This is a genomic window from Acidovorax benzenivorans (assembly GCF_028680575.1).
GTDB classification, from domain to species: Bacteria; Pseudomonadota; Gammaproteobacteria; order Burkholderiales; family Burkholderiaceae_C; genus Acidovorax; species Acidovorax benzenivorans.
This window is the reverse complement of record NZ_JAPCKI010000020.1, coordinates 47,233-68,329: the sequence shown is the minus strand read 5'-3', so window position 1 is coordinate 68,329 and position 21,097 is coordinate 47,233. Positions and strand designations below refer to the sequence as shown.

Below are 21,097 nucleotides of genomic sequence, written 5' to 3'. Positions count from 1 at the left end.
CTATTTTCCTGCAACCCAGACAACTTTTGGTTATATGACGGCCTGCGCCAGCGGTTTGGCAGCTAGCGGCCCTGTGCTGCGCACCATGCGCTTGAGTTCGGGCACGCACGAGCCGCAGTTGGTGCCGCAGCGTAGCTTGCCCTGCAGTTGCGCCAGGCGGTCGTCGTCGGTGCCGTGGCAGTGCGTCAGCTCGGCGGTGATGGCGGCGTCCGTCACGTTGAAGCAGGTGCACACCGGTTTGCCGCGCGACTGCACGGCCACGGGGGCCTTGGCACCGGGCACCAGCAGCAGGCGGCCGTAGGTTTGTGCGGGCAGTTCTTCCTGCAGCAGGGTCTTGAGCCAGCCTTCGGCGCTGGTGTCGCCTGCGAGCACGATGCCTTCCAGCGTAGTGTTGTCGCCCTGGCGCGCCAGGCGTGCGGCCCGGCGCTGGCCGCGCTTTTTGTCGGCATAACGCAGTGTGTCGGCACCTGCCATGCCCAGCAGGGCTTCGATCTGGGCGATCAAGGTGTCGGGCGGCGCCTCGTGGGCGGCGGCGCGCAGCAGCACGCCGGTGCGCTCGCGGCCCGGCTCATTCAGCGGGGTGTTGTTGCTGAAGGGCACGCAACTGGCAAACGGAAACTGCGCCATCAGTGCGGACAAAGCCTCGCGCGCAGCCAATGCCCCCTCAGCGGGCAACCAGGCCATGGCCAGCAGCGTCCAGGGCAGTTCGGCCTTGAGCACCTTCACGGCCGCGTGTTTCAGCTCGGGCTGTTTGGAGGTGGGGCAGAACGCGGAGGTGGTGAGCGCATTCACGCCCGCCAGCCGCTCGCCGGTGGACGAGATGCCGCTCAGGTACTCGCTGCCCCAGTGCATGGCCATGAACACCTGCGACAGGCCCAGTGTGGTGTCGGCCTGCACAGGCACCACGATGGAGCCGCGCTTGCTGGTCACATGCACCAGGTCGCCGCTGGCCAGCTTGCGCCGTTCCATGTCCTGCGGGTGCATCTGCAGGCTGGGCTCGGCCACATGGCCAAACAGGCGGCCCAGCGTGCCGGTGCGGGTCATGCCGTGCCACTGGTCGCGCAGGCGGCCCGTGGTCAGGCTGAAGGGGTAGCGCGATTCGCGGGGCTCGGCGGTGGGTTGCCAGGCATGTGTTGCAAAACGCGCACGGCCATCAGCGGTGGGGAAGATGCCGTCTTCGTACAAACGGGCCTTGCCCGTGGTGGCGTCCGCAGCGAACGGCCACTGCTGCGGGCCTTGGGATTCGAGCAGCTCCCACGACAGGCCGGTGATGTCCAGGTCGCGTCCGCGCGTGCTTTCGCGGTGCTCGTTCCACACGGCCTCTGCCCCCACGTCGGCAGCGTCTGTGGCGTAAGGAAACAGCGTCGGCGTGCCGGGCCGCAGGCGTGCCTCCAGTTGGTGCGCAAACTGCACCGCAATGGCCCAGTCGTGGCGCGCCAGGCCGGGCGCGGGCACGGCAGTGCGCACGCGCGAGATACGGCGCTCGCTGTTGGTCACGGTGCCGGTCTTCTCGCCCCAGGTGGTGGCGGGCAGCAGCAGGTCGGCGTAGTCGCACGTGGCGGCGGTGGCAAAGGCCTCTTGCACCACCACAAACTCGGCGCGCTGCAGCGCGCGGCGCACCGTGGCCTGGTCGGGCATGCTTTGCGCGGGGTTGGTGCAGGCAATCCACAGGGCCTTGATCTCGCCGTCGGCGGCGGCCTGGAACATCTCCACGGCGGTCTTGCCAGGCTTGCTGGGCACATCGGCCACGCCCCACAGCGCGGCCACTTCGGCGCGGTGCTGAGGGTTTGCCAGGTCGCGGTGGGCACTGAGCAGATTGGCCAGGCCGCCCACTTCGCGCCCGCCCATGGCGTTGGGCTGGCCGGTCAGGCTGAAGGGGCCCGCGCCGGGCTTACCGATCTGTGCCGTGGCCAGGTGCAGGTTGATGAGCGCGGCGTTCTTTGCCGTGCCGCTGCTGCTTTGGTTCAGGCCCTGGCAGTACAGGCTCAAAGTAGCCTTGGACGTGGCAAACCACTTGGCGGCCGTGGTCAGGTCGGCCACCGAAATGCCACACACCTGGGCCACGCGCTCGGGCGTGGCGTCGCGCACCAGGGCCTTGAGTTCGTCGAAGCCCGTGGTGTGTGCGCCGATGTAGGCGGCGTCGATCCAGCCCTCCCACAGCATGATGTGCAGCATGCCGTTGAACAGCATCACGTCGCTGCCGGGCTGGATGGGCAGGAACAGGTCGGCCATGCCGGCGGTGTCGGTGCGGCGCGGGTCGGCCACGATGACCTTCACGCCCGGGTTGGCTGCGCGTGCGTCTTCGATGCGGCGGAACAGGATGGGGTGCGCCCAGGCCGCGTTGCTGCCCACGATGAACAGGCATTGCGCGTGCTTCACGTCGTCGTAGCAGGCAGGCGGTGCGTCGGCGCCCAGCGTCTGCTTGTAGCCCGCCACGGCGCTGCTCATGCACAGGCGCGAGTTGGTGTCGATGTTGTTGGTGCCGATCAGGCCTTTGGCCAGTTTGTTGAAGACGTAGTAGTCCTCGGTCAGCAACTGGCCGCTCACGTAGAAGCCCACGGCGTCAGGGCCATGCTGCGCGATCGTGTGGGCGAATCGGTCTGCGGCCAGGGTCAATGCGGCGTCCCAGGTCACGGGCAGTGCGGCCTCGCCGCGTTGCGCACGGCGCAGGGGGTGCAGCAGGCGGGTTTGCAGGGTGACGGGGCTGGTGGCGGTGAGGTGCAGGGTCGAGCCCTTGGTGCACAGGCGGCCGAAGTTGGCGGGGTGGGTGGGGTCGCCGCGCACGCCAGTGATCTGGGCGCCTGTGCTTTCGATGATCACGCCGCAGCCTACGCCGCAGTAGGGGCAGGTGGATTGGGTTTCTTGCATGGCGTGGGTTGGGTTGTTTTAGGCCTCAGGCGCCGGTAAATAAAGCGCTATTAGCTATTATTTTTATAGTGTGATTGTGTTCCTGTCGGCTGGGCGTGTGATCTCAAAGACGCAACGCGCTCTAGTGTCTTAGACCCCCACCGACCTGCGCGCAGGCCCCGCAATCGGCCGCGTCAAGTCCGTCGCCACCGTTGCCAGCTCTCCTGCATCCAGGTACACCGCACCGCCCTCCACCTTCACCGCAAACTTCGGCGTGCACCCTTCGTCAGGCGCCGAGGCCTGCCCGTCGCACAGCCCGATGGTCCAGTTGTGCAGGGGGCACGCCACATGCGTGCCAAACACAATGCCCTGGCTCAGCGGGCCGCCCTTGTGGGGGCAGCGGTCCAGCAGCGCAAACACGCCACCGGCGTCGTTGCGGAAGATGGCCACGTCCAGGCCCTGGGGGCGCGCCACGCGGCGCGAGCCCAGCACGGGGATGTCGTCCACCCGGCAGATGAGCTTCCATTCGGGGGTTGGGTTGTGGGTGGTCATGGGAAGGGTCCTTGGTTTTGTTCGGTGGGGTGTCGGTGTGCGGGTAGGGGCCGTCGTCAGGCAGGTCTCAGCTGCTGCCCAGCGCCGCGTACAGGCCTGTCACGCGGTCCATGCTGGCCAGCAGGTTTTCGCTGCTCACAAACACTTCAGACACCTGGCGGAAAGTGTTGCTACCGTTGCCCAGGCGTTGCAAAGCAGCGTCAAAAAACACCCACTGGCCGTCGGCCAGCAACAGCTCTTGGCGGATCCGGGTGCTGGCCTCCGGGGCGTTGCGCAGCAGCTCGGTGGCGCTGATGAACTCGTCGCGTGCCTTGGCGATTTCGGTGGTGGCGGTGGAGGTGTCCACCCCCAGCATGGCCGACAGGCAGAACTTGGCCATGCGCTGGCTCAGCATGCGCTGGCGGCCTGCCACGTTGACCAGTTTGCCCACGGGCTTGCCCGAGGCGGCCTCGTACTGCACCGTGCCCTGGTGGGCCAGGGCCAGCACTTTGGCGTCGGCCTGCAGCAGCGCTGCGGTGCCGTCGCGCGACGGGGTGGTGCCCAGCAAGGCAGCCCGGTGGTCAGCCCAGGCAGCTTCGAGCTTGGTGTAGGTGTCGCGGATGGTGGGCGAGGGCGCGTAGGCCTTGAGTTCGCCCAACTGGCGCTCGAACAGCGCCAGCGATTGGTCCAGCACGGCGCGCGCGGCGGGCGTGTCGGGCTTGTGGGCCAAGGCCAGCCAGGCCTTGCCCATGCGCTGGCTCAGCATGCGCTGACGGCCTGCCTTGTTGATGGCGTCGTTCAGGTCCGTGACCTGGGCGTGGGCGGCGCTCAGCGACATGATGCCCAGAGTGCTCCAGGCCGTGGTGTAGCCGGCGGCGGTCAGCAAGGTGCGGCGTTGCATGGTGTGGGGCTCCGGGCGCTTCAGGCAGCGGTCAGCGGGGCAAACTGGCGCGTGTCCACGGCGGCCTTGTCGAAATCGAACCAGGGATCGGGCTCGCCATCCAGCGCAAACTGCAGTTGCTCCCACAGCGCCTTGCGACCGGCTTCGTCTTCCAGAATGCGCTTCTTCACATAGTCCAGGCCTACGCGGCTCACGTAGTGCACAGTGCGCTCCAGGTACCAGCCTTCCTGGCGGTACAGCTCGCAGAACGCGCCGGTGTACTCCAGCACCTCTTCGGCGGTCTTGAGCTTGGTGAAGAAGTGCGCCACCTCGGTCTTGATGCCGCCGTTGCCAGCCACGTACATCTCCCAGCCGCTGTCCACGCCGATGATGCCCACGTCCTTGATGCCTGCTTCGGCGCAATTGCGCGGGCAGCCGCTCACGGCAAATTTGACCTTGTGCGGGGCGTACATGCGCCACATTGCGCGCTCCAGGTCCTTGCCCATCTGGGTGCTGTCTTGGGTGCCCATGCGGCACCACTCGCTGCCCACGCAAGTTTTGACGGTGCGCAGCGCCTTGGCGTAGGCATGGCCGCTGGGCATGCCGATGTCCTTCCACACATTGACCAGGTCTTCCTTCTTCACGCCCAGCAAATCGATACGCTGGCCGCCCGTGACCTTGATGGTGGGGATGTTGTACTTGTCGGCCGCATCGGCAATGCGGCGCAGCTCGTCGGCCGTGGTCTCGCCGCCCCACATGCGGGGGATAACGCTGTAGGTGCCATCCTTTTGGATGTTGGCGTGGCTGCGCTCGTTGATGGCGCGGCTTTGCGGGTCGTCCTTGGCGTCCTTGGGCCAGGTGCTGATCAGGTAGTAGTTGACGGCGGGGCGGCAGCTGGCGCAGCCGTTGGGCGTCTTCCATTCCATGAATTGGAAGACATCGGCAATGGACAGCAGCTTGTGGGTGCGAATGGCTTCGCGCACGGCCTGGTGGCCGTGGTCGGTGCAGCCGCACATGGCCTTGGTCTTGGGCGTGGCGCTGTAGTCACCGCCCGCCGTGAACATGATGATCTGCTCGACCAGGCCCGTGCACGAGCCGCACGATGCGCTGGCCTTGGTGTGCTTACGCACTTCATCCAGCGTGAACAGGCCCTTGTCCTTGATGGCCTTGCAGATGGCGCCCTTGGTCACGCCGTTGCAGCCGCAGACTTCGTCGGTGTCAGCCATGGCGGCGGCCTTGTTGTGGCCCTGGTGGCCCACGTCGCCGATGTTGCTCTCGCCAAACATCAGCTTGTCGCGGATGTCGGTCACGCTGCGGCCGTCGCGCAGTAGCTTGAAGTACCAGCTGCCGTCCACGGTGTCGCCATACAGGCAGGCGCCCACCAGCTTGTCGTCCTTGATGACCAGCTTCTTGTACACGCCGCCAAAGGGGTCGCTCATCACGATTTCTTCGGTGTTGTCGCCGCCCTGGAAGTCGCCCGCTGAAAAAAGGTCGATGCCCGTGACCTTGAGCTTGGTGGACGTGAGCGAGCCCTGGTAGCGGCCAATGCCGAACTCGGCCAAATGGTTGGCCAGCACCTTGCCTTGCTCAAACAACGGAGCCACCAGGCCATAGGCGATGCCCCGATGCGCAGCGCATTCACCCACGGCGTAGATGCGCGCGTCGGTGGTGGTTTGCAGCGTGTCGCTCACCACAATGCCCCGGTTCACGTGCAGGCGCATTTTTTCGGCCAAGGCGGTGTTGGGGCGGATGCCCACAGCCATCACCACCAGGTCGGCGGGCACTTCGGTGCCGTCTTTGAACTTGACGCTGGCCACGCGGCCCTCGGCGTTGCCCACCAGCTCTTGGGTTTGCGCTTTCATCAAGAACTGCATGCCGCGCTCTTGCAGCGACTTTTGCAGCATCTTGCCGGCCACATCGTCCAGTTGGCGCTCCATCAGCCAGTCGCCCACATGCACCACGCTCACTTGCATGCCGCGCTTCATCAGGCCATTGGCGGCCTCCAGGCCCAGCAGGCCGCCGCCGATGACCACCGCGTGCTTGTACGTGGCGGCTGCGTCGATCATGGCCTGGGTGTCGGCAATGTCGCGGTAGGCCAGCACGCCTTGCAGATCTTTGCCGGGGATGGGCAAGATGAAGGGGTTGGAGCCCGTGGCGATGATGAGGCGGTCGTACTCGGCGGTGATCACATCGCCGTCTTTGCTGGTGGCGCTCACCACGCGGCGCACGCGGTCCACATCATTGACCGTGAAGCCGGTGTGCAGCGTGATGTGGTTGTCTGCGTACCACGACCAGTCGTTGAGGATGATTTCGTCGATGGTCTGCTCGCCAGCCAGCACGGGCGACAGCAGAATGCGGTTGTAGTTGGGGTGCGGCTCGGCCCCGAAGACCGTGATGTCATACAGATCGGGGGCAATCTTGAGCAGCTCTTCCAGCGTGCGCACACCGGCCATGCCGTTCCCCACCATCACCAGTTTGAGCTTTTTCATCGTGACTCCGTCGGTTCCATCGCCTGAGCGATGCAAAAAACAAAAAAGGCGTCCACACGATGCAGCTCCGACATTCCATCGAAACCGCATGTGGGGACGCCTTCGTCCATACAACCCCTTGGTGCGCCGTTGCACCGCTGAATTGCGTGGCCCTGCTGGGCCGTTGTTTTGGTTAAGCAATGCCCGTGCCAGAGTTTGTGCACTGATGTGGGGTGACCTTGCACTGTCCGCACGGCATGGCGCGTGGCTGGGTGGGGTGACCGGGGTCGGGACCGTGCGGGGCGGTGCGTGCGTGCACCACCTTGGGCATGGAACCTGCATGGAGCTGGTGCATGAGCTTTGAACTGGACATCGGCCACACCTCGCAGGCCGGGCGCAACGAAGTCAATGAAGACTTTGCCGCCCTGGTGCTGGGGCAGGGGCGCGACCGCGAACGCGGCGCCATCGCAGCCATTGCCGATGGCGTGAGCACCGGTGGCAACGGCCGCGAAGCCGCACAGACCACGGTGAACACGCTGGTGAACGACTACTTCGCCACGCCCGACACCTGGGACACCACCGTGGCGCTGGACCGCATTCTGAGTGCCCACAACGGCTGGCTCGCGTCGATGAACCGGCGCCGCCAGCCCGCCGTGGGCCTGACCACGCTCACTGCCGTCGTGTTGCGCGGCCAGTCGTACACGCTGGCCCATGTGGGCGACACCCGCGCCTATTTGCTGCGCAGCGGCCGACTGCAGCTGCTGACGACCGACCACGTTATGGCGCAGCGCGACTTTGCGCACCAGCTCACCCGCGCCATGGGCCTGGACGACCATGTGGTGGTGGACTACAGCCAGGGCGAACTGCACAGCGGCGACCTGCTGGTGCTGCTGTCCGACGGCGTGCACGGCAGCCTGCCCGAACGCGAGCTGCGCCAGCTTCTACAGGTTGGCGCGAGTGCCCAGACTCTGAGCGAGGAGATCACGAGGGCTGCGCTGCGCAGGGGCAGCACCGACAACGTGACCGCGCTGGTGGTGCGGGTGCAAGGGGCGCTGGAAGGCACCTTGCAGGACGAGTCCCGCCGGGCGCAGCACTTGCCGGTGTTGCCGCTGCTCAAGGTGGGCGAGCCGGTGGATGGCCTGGTGGTGACCGCGCTGGTGGCCGACAGCGGTGTGCACCGCATCTACCAGGTGCGCGACCCGGCCACGCAGCGGCTGTATGCCCTCAAGACGCTGGTGCCCGCCCGCGCGCACGACGCACAAGAGCGCGCCACATTGGCGCACGAGGCCTGGGTGGCCCGGCGCATGCAGTCGGGCCACGCGGCCGTGCACCTGGCGCGCCTGAGCATCTGGCCCCCGGAGCAGGGCGGCGCAAGCCCGGGTGCCAGCGCGTTTTATCTGTTGTATGACTGGCATGCGGGCCAGACCCTGGGCCAGCGCTTGCGCGGCCGCCAGCACCTGGGCGTGCCGCAGGCCGTGTCGGTGGTGATGCAGGCGGCGCAGGTGCTGGGCTGGCTGCACCGGCAAGGGGTGGTGCACCGCGACATCAAACCCGACAACCTGCACCTGGGCGATGACGGCGTGCTGCGGGTGCTGGACCTGGGCGTGGCGCTGTCAGGCCGCGAGCCCGAGGCCACGCGCCGCCTGCACGCAGGCACCCCCAGCTATATGAACCCCGAGCAGTGGCCGGGCTATGAAAAGAACGGTGACTCGGAGGGCCAACTGCCCGATGCGCGCAGCGATCTGTTTGCCCTGGGCGTCACGCTGTACCAGCTGTTGAGCCATGGCCGCCTGCCTTATGGCGACGTGATTCAGTACCAGTTGGGTCGTTACCACCGCGACCCGGTAGCCCCCAGCCGCCACAACCCCAGCGTGCCCATCTGGCTCGACCAGATTGCATTGAAGGCCGTGGCTCGCCAGCGCACGCAGCGTTTTGAAACCGCTGAAGAACTGCTGCTGGCGCTGGAGCGGGGGGCTTCACGCCCCCTGTCAGCTCCCGGCCCACAGCCGCTGATGCAACGCGATGCCACGGCGTTGTGGAAGATCGCGCTGGCAGTGAGCGTGCTGGTGAACCTGCTGCTGGTGTACTGGCTGCTGTTTCTGCCTCGGTGAGGCGAATGCGTTTGCTATTTAAAAGATAGCTGTCTATGCATATGGGTAGGGCGCTTGATGGTGGTTTTGCTTGAAATCAAGGCGCGCAGCGCATTGGCTGGCTATCGCCAGCTCAGGCACTGCGTGCCCGACCACCCTTCTCCGCCCAGGTGCGGGTCCAGCGGATCTGCATTACGCGCAACAACACCAGCATGGCTGCGGCGCACACCGCGATGCCCACGAAGCCCCAGAGGTAGGTGCCGGTGTATTGGCGAGAAAAACCCATGCCGTTGGGGATGAGGCCACCGCCCAGTGCGCCGATCTCGCCAATCATCGAGCCAGCCACCGCAGTAGACAGCGGCCAGCGCAGTGGCACCAGTTGGAACAGCGCGCCGTTGCCTGCTCCCAAGGCGGCAAAACACACCAGAAACAACAGCATCGTCACCGGCAAGGAGTTTTCGGCCAGGCCACACAGCACCATGCTCACGGCCGTCACAGCCAGCACGCCCGTGAGCGTGTTGACGCCACCCCAGTGGTCCGACAGCCAGCCGCCCATCACCCGCAGCGCTGCACCCAAAAAGGCCGCCAGCATGGTCAGTTGCCCCGCCTGCACCTTGCTCACGCCAAACTGGTCGTAGAAGTAGCTGGGCAAGAAGGCCGTCAGGCCGATGAAGCCCCCAAAGGTCACGGCGTAGATCAGGCTGAAGGCCCAGCCGTCTTTTTCAAACAGGCAGGCGATGTGCTCGCGGAACGTGGCGTGGGGCGCGAGGTCGGGTGGCTCCTTGGCGTACACCGCCATCACCACGGCGGGCACGGCCACGCTCACAGCGGCGAAGCCATACACCGCCTGCCAGCCAAACTTCTGGGCCAGTGTTGGCGCCAGCAGCGCGGCCACGGCGGTGCCCACATTGCCCGCGCCGACGATGCCCATGGCCAGGCCCTTGTAGCGCGGTGGAAACGAGCCAGAGCCCAGCGACAGCGCCACACCAAAGCTCGCCCCCGCCACGCCCAGCAGGATGCCCAGCGCGAGCAAGTCGTTGAAGGTGTGCACGAACAGGTAGCCATAGCCCATGGCCAAAAAGATGCCCGCCATCTCGACCAGCGTGGCGCGCTTGCGCCCGATGTACTGCGCCAGGATGCCCAGCGGAAACCGCAGCAGCGCCCCCGCAAAAATGGGGATGGACAGCATCATGCCCATCTGGGTGGGCGAGAGTTGAAAGCTCTCGCGGATGAACGGCGCCATCGCGCCGTTGATGACCCACACCGCGCACGAAAAGCCGAAGTACAGAAACGACGCCCACAGCGTGGGTGCGTGGCCGGATTGGAGGAACTGCCGAAATGGAAGCATGGGATGTCGCACAAAAAAGGTAGCGGTGTTCATGACCCTCGTCGGCCACAAAACAAAAAAGGCGCCCTACCGGGCTGCGTCGGTATGCCGAAGCAGCAGGTGGGGACGCCTTCGTCCTTGCCGCCCTTGTGTGCGCCGTTGCACAGGGCATGCGCAGCCCCTGCAAGGGCCGCAGTGGAACGGCTTGCAATGCTTGTGCCAGATGGATTGCACCAGCTTGGTGCCTCTTGCCCGCCTTGGTTCTTCTAGCCCTGAATGTCTTGCGTGTGCGCGCCCAAATCTGCGCGACGGTGGTGCCTTTTTCTGTAGCGCCTTTTATTGGTGCATGGCGCGACCGAGAGGCATCGCGGAGGATGGCATCGCTCTTACCGATAAAAATGTTTGAGCAAATATTGCATAAATGATATTAATGATTTATAATTGTTCATAAATATCATTTATTCGCAATTCTATTGACCAAAGGGGCTTGTGCAGTTGCGCAATAAATGTTTGCTTTTGTCACAGCTGCTTCTATAAGATGGCTTCAGGTGGAGCCCGCAGCAGTGCAGAAGTAAGACTTTTTCTAGGAGTTTCCGATGAGAATGAATCTTCCGGTCAGCCAGCATGAGTATCCTTTTCCCCAGGGCCAGACCCTGGTTTCCACCACCGACCTGAAGGGTCGGATCCTGTACTGCAACCCGATGTTCATCGAGGTGAGCGGGTACGAAAAGGAAGAGCTGCTTGGCCAGCCCCACAACATCGTGAGGCACCCCGACATGCCCGAGGAGGCCTACCGGGACATGTGGGACACCATCGCCAAAGGCGTCCCTTGGTCGGCCCCGGTCAAGAACCGGCGCAAGGACGGCACGTTCTATTGGGTGATGGCCAACGTCACCCCGCTCATGCAGGGCGACCAGCCCACGGGCTACATGTCGGTGCGTACCGAAGCCACACGCGAGCAGATTCAGGGGGCCGACGCGCTCTACAAGCAGATGCAGGCCGAGAAGCAGGCGGGCACATTGGTGCACAGGCTGTCGGCCGGGCAATTGATCAAGAACACGCTGTGGGGCCGCGTGGGCCGGGCTCTGGCGCTGGGCCCGCGGGGCAAGATGACGGTGTGCACCATGCTGCTGGTGGTGACCTCGTGGTGCGCTGCCTGGCTGGGTGGGAACACGCTGTCGTTGGCATCGGGCGCTGCGTGGCTGGGGGTGGTGTTGCTGGCGCTGGGCATGGCGGTGTACCTGCACCAGGTCACGGTGGCGCCTTTGTCGCAGATGCTGCTGTGGGCCAACCGCATGGCTGCGGGCGACCTCACGCAGAAGTTCTCGGCATCGCGTAGCGATACCGTGGGCCAGTTGCAGAAGGCATTGGCCCAGCTTAATGTGAACCTGCTGTCCATCGTGCGCGACGCCCGGCAGGAGAGCGAGCACATGCAAGTCTCGACCCGCGAGATTGCCCAGGGTAACCAGGACCTGTCGTCCCGCACCGAGGCGCAGGCCAGCAACCTGGAGCAGACGGCCGCATCGATGGAGGAGATCACCGGTACCGTTAAGCAAACTGCCGAGTCCGCGCGCCAAGCCACGGTGCTGGCCACCCAGGCCACCCAAGTCACCGAACGCAGCGGCGCCGCTGTCGATGGCGTGGCCGACACGATGAAGCAGATCCAAGCCGCGTCGGGCCGCATCAGCGAGATCACGCAGCTGATCGACTCCATCGCCTTCCAGACCAACATTCTTGCGCTCAACGCAGCGGTGGAGGCCGCGCGGGCTGGGGACCAGGGGCGGGGCTTTGCCGTGGTGGCGTCGGAGGTGCGCAGCCTGTCGCACCGCACGCTTTCGGCCGCCAAGGAGATTCGTCAGCTCATTGACGACTCTGCCGCCAAGGTCACCGAGGGCCATGAAAAAACCGACGCTGCGCAAAAGACCATGACCGAGTCGCTGGATCTGGTGCGCCGGGTCAACACGCTGATCGGTGAGATCCACAGTGCGTCCAACGAGCAGCTCAGCGGTATCTCGCAAGTCAACTCGGCGGTGGCTCAGCTGGACACCATCACGCAGCAGAACGCCGCTCTGGTGGAAGAAAACGCCGCCTCGGCCATGCAGCTCAACGGCCAGGCGCAGAGCATGACCGAGACCGTGCAGGTGTTTCGCATCGACGCCGCAGCGCCCGCCCAGTCGCGGGATGCAGTGGCGCTGCGCAAGGAGATGCGGGCCGGCAAGGGCGCATCGTCGTCCAGCCGCGCCCTGGCTGCGGTCTGAGTCGGATTCGCTTTCGACCCCTCCGAACCGTTCTGGCTGGACCTGTCGAAGCCTTGCGCGGCGCTTCGACAAGCCCAGTGTGGACGGCTTTTGTATCTTTGGATGCTGATGGGGCTGGGGTGCCCTGCATTTTGCACAGTGCTGGAAACTGGCACGACGCCATCGCCAGTGCCACCGTGGAACTGGCTTCGCCAGGCCACGGGTGGCGTCCCCCTCGGGGGAAGACGCGTAGCGGCTCAGGGGGGCTTACGTACTCTCGCGCACCGTCAGCTCAAACCCCAGATTGACCGAGTTGTGCTCTGGCACCTCGCCGCGCATCAGCGCCAGCAGCATGCGCGCGCTGGCCTCGCCCACGGCAGAGCGGGGGGTGTGCACGGTGGTCAGCGGCGGCAGCATCTGGTCGCTGCCTGCCAGGTCGTTGAAGCCTGCAATGGCCACCTGGCCGGGCACAGAAATACCCAGGCGCTGTGCGGCCAGCAGGCCGCCCTGGGCCAGGTCGTCGTTGCAGAAGAACACAGCGTCCACTCCGGGGCGTGTGCGCAGCAGCTCTTCCAGCAGTTCACTGCCTAGCCGCATGGATGAGGGCTGGGGGCTCAGCAGCTCCAGCTTGGGGTCGTACAGGCCTGCTTCGCGCAGGCAGCGGCGGTAGCCCTCGGCGCGCTGCATGGTGCGCGGGTCCAGTTGGGCCGCGACAAAAGCGATTTTTTGGTAGCCCCGCGCCAGCAGGTGGGCCGTCATGCTGTGGCCTGCGTCCTGCTGTGAAAAGCCCACGCAGAACACGCCGGGGGCCGAGGTCATCTCCATCAGGTGCACGCAGGGCACGCCGCTGGCCGCAATCAGGTGGCGTGCGGCTTCGGTGCGGTCAAAGCCGGTCACCAGCAGACCCGCCGGGCGGTGCGCGAGATAGGTGCGCAGCAGTTGCTCCTCCTCCTGCGGGTCGTAGTGCGTGACGCCGATCAGCGCCTGGTAGCCCTGCGGGAACAGCGTGCGGTGCACGGCCTCCAGCACGTCCACAAACAGAGCGTTGGACAGCAGGGGTACCAGCACCGGCACTTGAACGCTGCGCTGTGAAGCGAGTGCACGGGCGGCCGGGTCGGGCACATAGCCCAGTTGCTCGGCGGCGGCTTTTACGCGCTGTACCAGTTCTTGCGCCACGCCGCGTTCGCCACGGAGGGCGCGGGACGCCGTGATGGGGCTGACCTCTGCGGCCTTGGCCACGTCGCTCAGCGTGATGCGGCCGCTGGAGCGGCGTTTTGTCTCGGATTTGCTCAAGGGTTAACCCTCATGGGGGTTGGGGTTGATCTGGTTAGGATAGCGCTGTCCAAACACGGAGGCAAGGCAATGCCAGCCATTTTGGACCAAGTTGCAGAACTTGCCACAGTTTTTGCGGCATCCAGAGCGGATGCCTTTTTTATGGATTGTTTGGATAGCGCTACCAATATGAGTTTTCAAGCGTCACCGGCTTTTTTGGTCGTCATGGGTGTGGCGGGCTGTGGCAAGTCCAGCCTGGGTTCTGCCTTGGCCCAGGCCGAAGGCCTGCCGCTGATCGAAGGGGATGACCACCACAGCCCCGCCAGCCGCGAAAAGATGCGCCAGGGCATTGCATTGACCGATGCGGACCGCGAGGGCTGGCTGGCCACGTTGGGGCAGCTGTTGCAGGGCCAGCCCCAGGGCGTGGTTCTCACCTGCTCCGCGCTCAAGAGAGCCTATCGAGATCGCTTGCGCAACGCCTGCCCTGGGCTGCGGTTCGTTTTTCTGGAGATTGACCGCGCCAATGCAGGCCAGCGAGTGGCCGCCCGCGCGGGCTCCCACTTTTTCTCCAGTGCCTTGGTGGACAGCCAGTTCGCCACGCTGGAGTCGCCTGTGGGCGAGGCCGGTGTGTTGCGCCTGGATGCGTTGCTAGACCTGCCCACGCTGCAGCAACAGGCCTCGGCCTGGCTTGCAACGAAGGAGACCGCATGAGTTCCCCTGCACAACATGCCGTGCCGCAGAGCCGTTTTGCCCGGATATCCCAGGTGCTCATGGCCAGCTGCCTGGGCGTGATGGCCGTGGCCGTGTTCATCAACGTGGTGCTGCGCTACGGCTTTGGCAGCGGCGTTGCGGCCAGCGAAGAGCTGTCTCGCCTGCTGTTTGTCTGGATGGTTTTTATCGGCGCCGCAGCGGCCTACCCCGCAGGCGAGCACATGGCCTTCACCAGCCTGGCCGGTCTGCTGGCCAAGCGCCCTGTAGCGTTTGGCGTGCTCACCGCCGTCATCCGCCTGCTGGTGATCACCGCCAGCGCCATGCTGGCCTGGGGCGCCTGGCAGCAGGTGGTGGTGGGCATGGGCAGCCGCTCGGTCGTCATGGCCTACCCAGTGGCCCTGCTGCCACTGCCCGCCTTTTTGTGCGCGGTGGCCATTGGCGTGATGGCGACCATCGAATTGATTCAACGCAAGCCATTGGACCTCGGTCATGGCGCTGAGGTGGAGTAAGCAATGATGGCCATGGGACCTGAAGCGCAGGCTTTTCTTGTTTTTTCGCTGGGCATGCTGGTGCTGATGGGCACGGGCATGAACATGGGCCTGGCCCTGGTGCTCACGGGCGCCGGGATGGCCTGGGTGCTCGACTTCTGGGACGCGCAGTTGCTCGCACAGAACCTGGTGGCTGGGGTGGACAGTTTTCCGCTGCTGGCCGTGCCCTTCTTCATCCTGGCGGGTGAGTTGATGAACTCGGGCGGCATCAGCCGCCGCATCATCGACATGGCGCAGGCCTGGGTGGGGCATATCCGGGGTGGGCTGGGCTACGTGGCCATCGGCGCTGCGGTGCTGATGGCGAGCATGAGCGGGTCGGCCCTGGCCGACACGGCCGCGCTGGCCACCATCCTGCTGCCCATGATGCGCCAGCAAGGTTATCCCATGAACACGTCTGCCGGGCTGATTGCCTCGGGCGGCATCATCGCGCCCATCATTCCGCCGTCCATGCCGTTTGTGATCTACGGCGTGACGACCAACACCTCGATCTCGGCACTGTTCGTGTCAGGCATCGTGCCGGGGCTGATGATGGGCGCAGGTCTCATCTTTGCCTGGCGCTGGGTGCTGCGCGGTATGGACTTGCCAAAAGGCGAGCCGCTGCCCATCAAGGATCGCCTGCGCGCCACGGTGCGCGCCTTCTGGGCCATGCTGATGCCGCTCATCATCATCGGCGGCATGAAGACCGGCGTGTTCACCCCTACCGAGGCCGCCGTGGTGGCTGCGTTCTATGCGCTGGTGGTGGCACTGTTCATCCACCGCGAGATGAAGCTGGCCGACATCTATGGCGTGCTGGTGCGTGCGGCCAAGACGACCTCCATCGTGATGTTTTTGTGCGCAGGCGCCCAGGTGGCCAGCTACATGATCACCCTGGCCGATCTCCCCAATGTGCTGACCAGCTGGCTGGGCCCGCTGGTGGAGAACCCGCGTCTCCTGATGGCCGTGATGATGATCGTGCTGGTGCTGATCGGCACGGCGCTGGACCTCACGCCCACCATCCTGATCTTCGCGCCCGTGATGCTGCCGATTGCCGTCAAGGCGGGGATCGACCCGGTGTACTTCGGCCTGATGTTTGTGCTCAACGGCGCCATTGGCCTCATCACCCCGCCCGTGGGCACCGTGCTCAATGTGGTGGCCGGGGTGGGGCGCATCTCGATGCACAGCGTGATCAAGGGTGTGAACCCGTTCCTCTTCACCTATGTGCTGATCCTGGCGCTGCTGGTCGTTTTTCCCCAGATCGTGACTGCACCTGTGGTGTGGCTGCGCTGACTTGCCTTCACTCATTTTCCCTTCCCCCTCGCCAATGGAGACAACCATGAAAACTTTCCGCCGTACCTTGCTCGCCGCCCTGTCGGTCGCTGCCATCGCCTGCTCGTTCCAGGCCGCAGCGCAAGACTTCAAGCCGCGCATCATCCGTTTTGGCTACGGCCTGAACGAGGACTCCAACCAGGGTCGTGCTACCAAGCTGTTTGCCCAGGAAGTGGAAAAGGCCTCGGGCGGCAAGATGAAGATGCGCGCCATTGGCGCTGCCGCGCTGGGCTCGGACGTGCAAATGCAGCAGGCCCTGATCGGCGGTGCGCAGGAGATGATGGTGGGCTCCACCGCCACGCTGGTGGGCATCACCAAGGAAATGGCGATCTGGGACACGCCGTTTTTGTTCAATAACGCCAAGGAAGCCGACGTGGTGCTGGACGGCCCCGTGGGCCAGAAGGTGATGGACAAGCTGCAGGAAAAGGGCCTGGTGGGCCTGGTGTATTGGGAGAACGGCTTTCGCAACCTCACCAACAGCAAACGCCCGGTTAACAAGCTGGAAGACATGGACGGCATCAAGCTGCGCGTGATGCAGAACAACGTGTTCCTCGACAGCTTCAAGACCCTGGGCGCCAACGCGGTGCCGCTGCCGTTCTCGGAACTCTTCACTGCCCTCGAAACCAAGACGGTGGATGGCCAGGAGAACCCCTACAACACCATCTTGTCGAGCAAGTTCTATGAGGTGCAAAAGTACCTCACCGTGACCAATCACGTCTACAGCCCCTGGATCGTGCTGGTGAGCAAGAAGTATTGGGATGGCCTCTCGAAGGCCGAGCAGAAGGTGCTGCTTGATGCCGCCAAGAAGAGCCGCGATTTCGAGCGCCAGGACACACGGGCCGAGGCAGACAAGGCGCTGGCCGACCTCAAGGGCAAGGGCATGCAGGTCAACGAACTGCCCGCTGCCGAAGCCAACCGCATGCGCGAAAAGCTCAGTGCAGTGAACGCCAGCATCGCGGCCAACGTGGGTGAAGGCCTGTGGAAGGAAGTGCAGGCAGCGGTGGCCCAGGCGCGCGCCGGCAAGTAGTTCTTGGCGGAGGGCCTTGGCGGCCTTCACGCTGCGATGGCGCTCTTCTTTTTTTGACGAAGCGCCATGAAAAAGGCCGAGGCCCCCACAGGGGCCTCGGCCTTTTTGGCATTTGCAATCTTCCACCTGCACCGTGGTGCAGGCCGAGCGAATTACATGGAGCCGATTTCGCCGGACGAAATCTGGCCAGTGCGCAGGGCTTCAGCAGCTTGGGCACGCACAGCAGCGCGGTCAGCCGTGGACTTGTAAGTCACCACACGCGAACCTGCTGGCTCAATGCTGCGGGTCTGGGCCACGGTAGCGGCTTCAGCAGCCACTTCAGCGCGGGTGCGGTTGGTTTCAAACTTGGTGGCGAACTGCGAAGCATCGGCTTCGTCAGCCTGGGCACCAAAGGAAGCGAAAGCGGCCACAGCGGCGATAGAGAGGAAACGGGCAGTCTTGTTCATGATGAAACTCCTGTGAAATTCAAAAAATATTGACGAGGTATCTGGAATACGCGAAGGGTGAAGCCGTGGATTCAAAAAGTTGAATCAACCGCCTTCAGCAGGGCCCACGCGGCCAGTGCGCATGGCTTGAGCGGCCGCTTCGGCACGCACAGCGGCGCGGTCAACCGTGGACTTGTAGGTCACCACGCGGGAGCCTGCGGGCTCCTGGCTGCGCATCTGCACTGCGGTGGCGGCTTCGGCGACCACTTCAGCGCGGGTGCGGCTGGTTTCAAACTTTGTGGCGAACTGCGAAGCATCGGCTTCATCAGCCTGGGCACCAAAGGAAGCGAAAGCGGCCACAGCGGCGATAGACAGGAAACGTGCGGTGTTGTTCATGATGGAAATCCTTGAAGTTAAAAAAGCGTCTCAAAAAAACCGGGTGAAGATCAAAAACGACTCGCTTCGCACCGGGTTCGGTGAGTCGCCTTGCGGGTTCGGCTCATCGATGGGATGAACTGTACGCCGGTGCTGTTCAGAGAAAAACCACTGAGTCGCGAACTAACTGTTCCAGTATTGGAAACAATCCTCTGAGGCTTCCGTGTCGCCTGGTCGCCTTCGCAATACCGACGGGTTACCGTGGATACCGCTGGGCGCCGGTGGGTTGCAGAAGCCGGTGATGGATGTGTGGCCGGTGCGTTGAACATGGGCTCCATCGTGCCGGGCTGGGCCGGTGGCGTCGTCTCGCTGCGGTTTCGCTTCTTTTCAGTTTGTTTCGGGTAAGGCGGGATGCAACGGGGCAGAAACATCCGTTGCATTCGCCGTGCAACAAGATGATCAAAAAGCGCCGCAAATGGGGCTTGCGTGGGTTGCGCGCACGGGGCTTATGGGCTGAAATCTCTCTGTGCCCGTTTTCGTTCTCACGAGGGAGGTTTCCATGACCGCAGTCGCCAAGATTCTTCAGTCCAAACCCGACGCCACCGTCCACACCATCACCCCCGCAGCTTCTGTGCTGGATGCCCTCCAGCTCATGGCTGACAAGGGCATTGGTGCGCTCATCGTGACCGAGGGCACGGCCATCGCCGGCATCTTCACAGAGCGGGACTACGCCCGCAAAATTGCCCTCATGGGGCGCACCTCGGCCGTCACGCAGGTCAAGGATGTGATGACCTCGGCCGTGATGTTCGTGCGCCCCGACCAGACCAGCGAGCAGTGCATGCAACTCATGAGCAACAACCGCCTGCGTCACCTGCCCGTGGTGGATGGCGGCAAGCTGGTGGGCATGATTTCCATCGGTGACCTGGTCAAGGACATCATCTCCGAGCAAAAATTCATCATTGAGCAGTTGGAAAACTACATCACAGGCACGCATTAACGGTAAGGGGCCGCCCCCTGAGGCGCTGCGCGCCTTCCCCCCCCTTCTGTCGTACGGCTGCGCCATTCGAAAAGGGGGGCCACCCCGGCGCGGCGGGGCGGCCTTTGCGCGCGGGGGCACTGGCTTGAGTCAGCGCGCGTTCTGTCGGCGGTTACCTTTGACGTTACGCTGTAAAAAGGGCTCTGACCGATCTGGTCAGAGCCCTTTTGTTTCGGGTGTCTGGGGCGTCGCCGACCCGGCCGCTCAAGCGGCTTTTTCGACGTGGCCCTGCCGCGTGTAGAGGAAGTCAATCACCGCCTTGCGGTAGTGCACGTACTGCGGGTCTTCGGCCAGTTCCACGCGCTTGCGGGGGCGGGGCAGGTCCACGGCCAGTACCTCGCCAATCGTGGCTGCAGGGCCGTTGGTCATCATCACGATCTTGTCGGACAGTAGCACGGCTTCGTCCACGTCGTGCGTCACCATCACCACGGTGCTTTGGGTACGCGCGACGATCTCCAGCAGCTCGTCCTGCAGCTTGGCACGGGTGAGTGCGTCCAGTGCGCCAAAGGGCTCGTCCATCAGCAGCACCTGGGGTTCCATCGACAGGGCGCGGGCAATGCCCACGCGCTGCTTCATGCCACCCGAGATCTCGCCGGGGCGCTTCTGGCCTGCGGGCGTGAGGCCCACCAGGGCCAGTGCGGCGTCGGTGCGTGCTTTGAGCTGGGCCTTGCTCTCCTTGCCGCCAAACACGCGCTCCACCGCCAGGTAGATGTTGTCGAAGCAGGTAAGCCACGGCAGCAGCGAGTGGTTCTGGAACACCACGGCCCGCTCGGGGCCCGGGCCCCGGATCTCCTTGTTGGCGCACAGCAGAGCGCCGTTGGTGGGTGTGGTCAGGCCCGCGATCAGGTTGAGCAAGGTGGACTTGCCGCAGCCCGAGTGGCCGATGAGCGCCACGAACTCGCCCTTGGCAATCGTGAGGTTGATGTCGCGCAGCGCCGGGAACAGGCCCTTGGCGGTCTTGAAAGTCTGCTCGACGCCGTGGACCTCGATGAACTTGGTGCTCATGGAGGGGTGTGCGGATGCTGCAGTGGTGGTCGTGTTCATGCTTTTACCTCTTCGAACGTGAATGCAGTGGCCAGCTTGATGAGGGCGTACTCCAGCACGAGGCCCACGATGCCGATCACGAAGATCGCGATGATGATGTTCTTGACGTTGAGGTTGTTCCACTCGTCCCACACCCAGAAGCCAATGCCCACTCCGCCCGTCAGCATCTCGGCGGCCACGATCACGAGCCACGCGGTGCCCACGGCCAGGCGCACACCGGTCAGCATGTAGGGCAGCACGGCGGGGAAGAGGATTTTGGTGGCGATCTTCCATTCGCTCAGGTTCAGCACGCGGGCCACGTTCATGTAGTCCTGCGGCACGCGTTGCACGCCTACGGCGGTGTTGATGATCATGGGCCAGATGGAGCAGATGAAGATGGTCCAGATGGCGGCCGGGTTGGCGCCCTTGAACACCAAGAGGCCAATGGGCAGCCAGGCCAGGGGCGACACAGGGCGCAGCAGGCTGATGAGCGGATTGAACATGCGCGACAGGAAGTTGAAGCGTCCGATCACAAACCCCGCCGGAATGCCCACCAGCGCCGCCATGCCGAAGCCGATGGCCACGCGCTGCAGGCTCATCAGCACGTTCCAGCCCACGCCCTGGTCGTTGGGGCCGTTGCGGTAGAAGGGGTTGCTGAACACTTCCAGCGCCTGCAGCCAGGTGTCCCTGGGGCTGGGGATGCTGCCGCCCGTGGTGGTGGATACCACCGCCCACAGGCCCACCAGCAAGCCCAGGCCACACAGCGGCGGCAGCACCGCCATCCAGAAGCTGCGCGACAGCGCAGCCCAGTCGCGGGCTGGGGCCGCCGGGGTGGCTGTCCCAGTGCCTGCGGTTGCAGGCTTTGAGTGTTTTTGGCCTCTAGCGCTTGATGGTAAAGCGCTGCTAGCTACATTAGTCATAGCATTCTGTGCAGCCACGGGGGCTGCATCCAATGGGGAGTGAAAGACGGCACTGACCATGGTTTTCTCCTGTGC

The 21,097-nt window shown here is 64.4% G+C and carries 17 protein-coding genes; 7 read left to right on the top strand and 10 right to left on the bottom strand.

The features are described 5' to 3' along the window. Nucleotides 1–30 precede the first annotated feature (30 nt). The 4 genes from OIN59_RS22660 to nirB form a co-directional block, all read right to left on the bottom strand. The gene (locus OIN59_RS22660; RefSeq protein ID WP_274114124.1) at nt 31–2,868 is read right to left on the bottom strand and encodes a nitrate reductase; all 2,838 of its coding nucleotides are present in this window, start codon (nt 2,866–2,868) and stop codon (nt 31–33) included. Between the two features lie 129 nt (nt 2,869–2,997). Further along, the gene (gene nirD, locus OIN59_RS22655; protein WP_274114122.1) at nt 2,998–3,399 is read right to left on the bottom strand and encodes a nitrite reductase small subunit NirD; all 402 of its coding nucleotides are present in this window, start codon (nt 3,397–3,399) and stop codon (nt 2,998–3,000) included. A gap of 67 nt (nt 3,400–3,466) precedes the next feature. Beyond that, nucleotides 3,467–4,279: a type IV pili methyl-accepting chemotaxis transducer N-terminal domain-containing protein gene (locus OIN59_RS22650; RefSeq protein ID WP_274114120.1), complete on the bottom strand. Its 813-nt coding sequence runs from the start codon at nt 4,277–4,279 to the stop codon at nt 3,467–3,469. A 20-nt stretch (nt 4,280–4,299) separates the two neighbouring features. Continuing rightward, complete coding sequence (gene nirB, locus OIN59_RS22645) at nt 4,300–6,747, bottom strand: nitrite reductase large subunit NirB (RefSeq protein WP_274114118.1); 2,448 nt, start codon at nt 6,745–6,747, stop codon at nt 4,300–4,302. A 332-nt stretch (nt 6,748–7,079) separates the two neighbouring features. On the opposite strand from nirB, the gene OIN59_RS22640 reads away from it, so the two are divergent. Then, entirely contained in the window at nt 7,080–8,837 is a 1,758-nt protein-coding gene (locus OIN59_RS22640) for a bifunctional protein-serine/threonine kinase/phosphatase (RefSeq protein WP_274114115.1), read from the top strand. Between the two features lie 112 nt (nt 8,838–8,949). On the opposite strand, the gene OIN59_RS22635 is transcribed toward OIN59_RS22640, so the two are convergent. Next, nucleotides 8,950–10,164 carry an MFS transporter gene (locus OIN59_RS22635; protein ID WP_274114192.1) on the bottom strand — a complete coding sequence of 405 codons (1,215 nt, stop codon included), beginning with the start codon at nt 10,162–10,164 and terminating at the stop codon, nt 8,950–8,952. A 575-nt stretch (nt 10,165–10,739) separates the two neighbouring features. Between OIN59_RS22635 and OIN59_RS22630 the strand changes: the two genes are divergently transcribed. Next, complete coding sequence (locus tag OIN59_RS22630) at nt 10,740–12,401, top strand: methyl-accepting chemotaxis protein (protein WP_274114113.1); 1,662 nt, start codon at nt 10,740–10,742, stop codon at nt 12,399–12,401. Nucleotides 12,402–12,647: 246 nt separating this feature from the next. Here the strand turns inward: OIN59_RS22630 and gntR are convergent, their stop codons facing one another. Then, entirely contained in the window at nt 12,648–13,673 is a 1,026-nt protein-coding gene (gene gntR / locus OIN59_RS22625; RefSeq protein ID WP_274114111.1) for an HTH-type transcriptional regulator GntR, read from the bottom strand. A 168-nt stretch (nt 13,674–13,841) separates the two neighbouring features. Here gntR and OIN59_RS22620 point away from each other — a divergent pair, with 168 nt between their 5' ends. From OIN59_RS22620 to OIN59_RS22605, 4 genes are read left to right on the top strand one after another with little or no spacing between them, the layout of a single operon-like run. After that, nucleotides 13,842–14,363, top strand: a complete 522-nt coding sequence (locus OIN59_RS22620; protein WP_274114109.1) for a gluconokinase — start codon at nt 13,842–13,844, stop codon at nt 14,361–14,363. Continuing rightward, nucleotides 14,360–14,872: a TRAP transporter small permease gene (locus OIN59_RS22615; protein ID WP_274114107.1), complete on the top strand. Its 513-nt coding sequence runs from the start codon at nt 14,360–14,362 to the stop codon at nt 14,870–14,872. Before OIN59_RS22620 ends, OIN59_RS22615 begins: the two co-directional genes overlap by 4 nt. 12 nt (nt 14,873–14,884) lie before the next feature. Beyond that, nucleotides 14,885–16,177 (top strand): TRAP transporter large permease, encoded by a 1,293-nt coding sequence (locus OIN59_RS22610; protein WP_274114190.1) that lies wholly within the window; start codon nt 14,885–14,887, stop codon nt 16,175–16,177. 46 nt (nt 16,178–16,223) lie between these two features. Next, on the top strand, nt 16,224–17,243 hold the full coding sequence (locus tag OIN59_RS22605) for a TRAP transporter substrate-binding protein (RefSeq protein ID WP_274114105.1): 1,020 nt from the start codon (nt 16,224–16,226) through the stop codon (nt 17,241–17,243). A 152-nt stretch (nt 17,244–17,395) separates the two neighbouring features. Here OIN59_RS22605 and OIN59_RS22600 read toward each other — a convergent pair whose 3' ends face one another. Beyond that, nucleotides 17,396–17,689, bottom strand: coding sequence for a hypothetical protein (locus tag OIN59_RS22600; RefSeq protein ID WP_056058309.1), 294 nt, complete (start codon nt 17,687–17,689; stop codon nt 17,396–17,398). A gap of 84 nt (nt 17,690–17,773) precedes the next feature. Beyond that, entirely contained in the window at nt 17,774–18,064 is a 291-nt protein-coding gene (locus OIN59_RS22595; RefSeq protein WP_274114103.1) for a DUF4148 domain-containing protein, read from the bottom strand. A gap of 538 nt (nt 18,065–18,602) precedes the next feature. Between OIN59_RS22595 and OIN59_RS22590 the strand changes: the two genes are divergently transcribed. After that, complete coding sequence (locus OIN59_RS22590; RefSeq protein WP_274114101.1) at nt 18,603–19,040, top strand: CBS domain-containing protein; 438 nt, start codon at nt 18,603–18,605, stop codon at nt 19,038–19,040. 243 nt (nt 19,041–19,283) lie between these two features. Here OIN59_RS22590 and OIN59_RS22585 read toward each other — a convergent pair whose 3' ends face one another. Further along, nucleotides 19,284–20,123, bottom strand: coding sequence for an ABC transporter ATP-binding protein (locus tag OIN59_RS22585; RefSeq protein WP_274114099.1), 840 nt, complete (start codon nt 20,121–20,123; stop codon nt 19,284–19,286). Next, entirely contained in the window at nt 20,120–21,082 is a 963-nt protein-coding gene (gene ntrB / locus OIN59_RS22580; protein WP_274114097.1) for a nitrate ABC transporter permease, read from the bottom strand. Before ntrB ends, OIN59_RS22585 begins: the two co-directional genes overlap by 4 nt. Between the last annotated feature and the right edge of the window lie 15 nt (nt 21,083–21,097).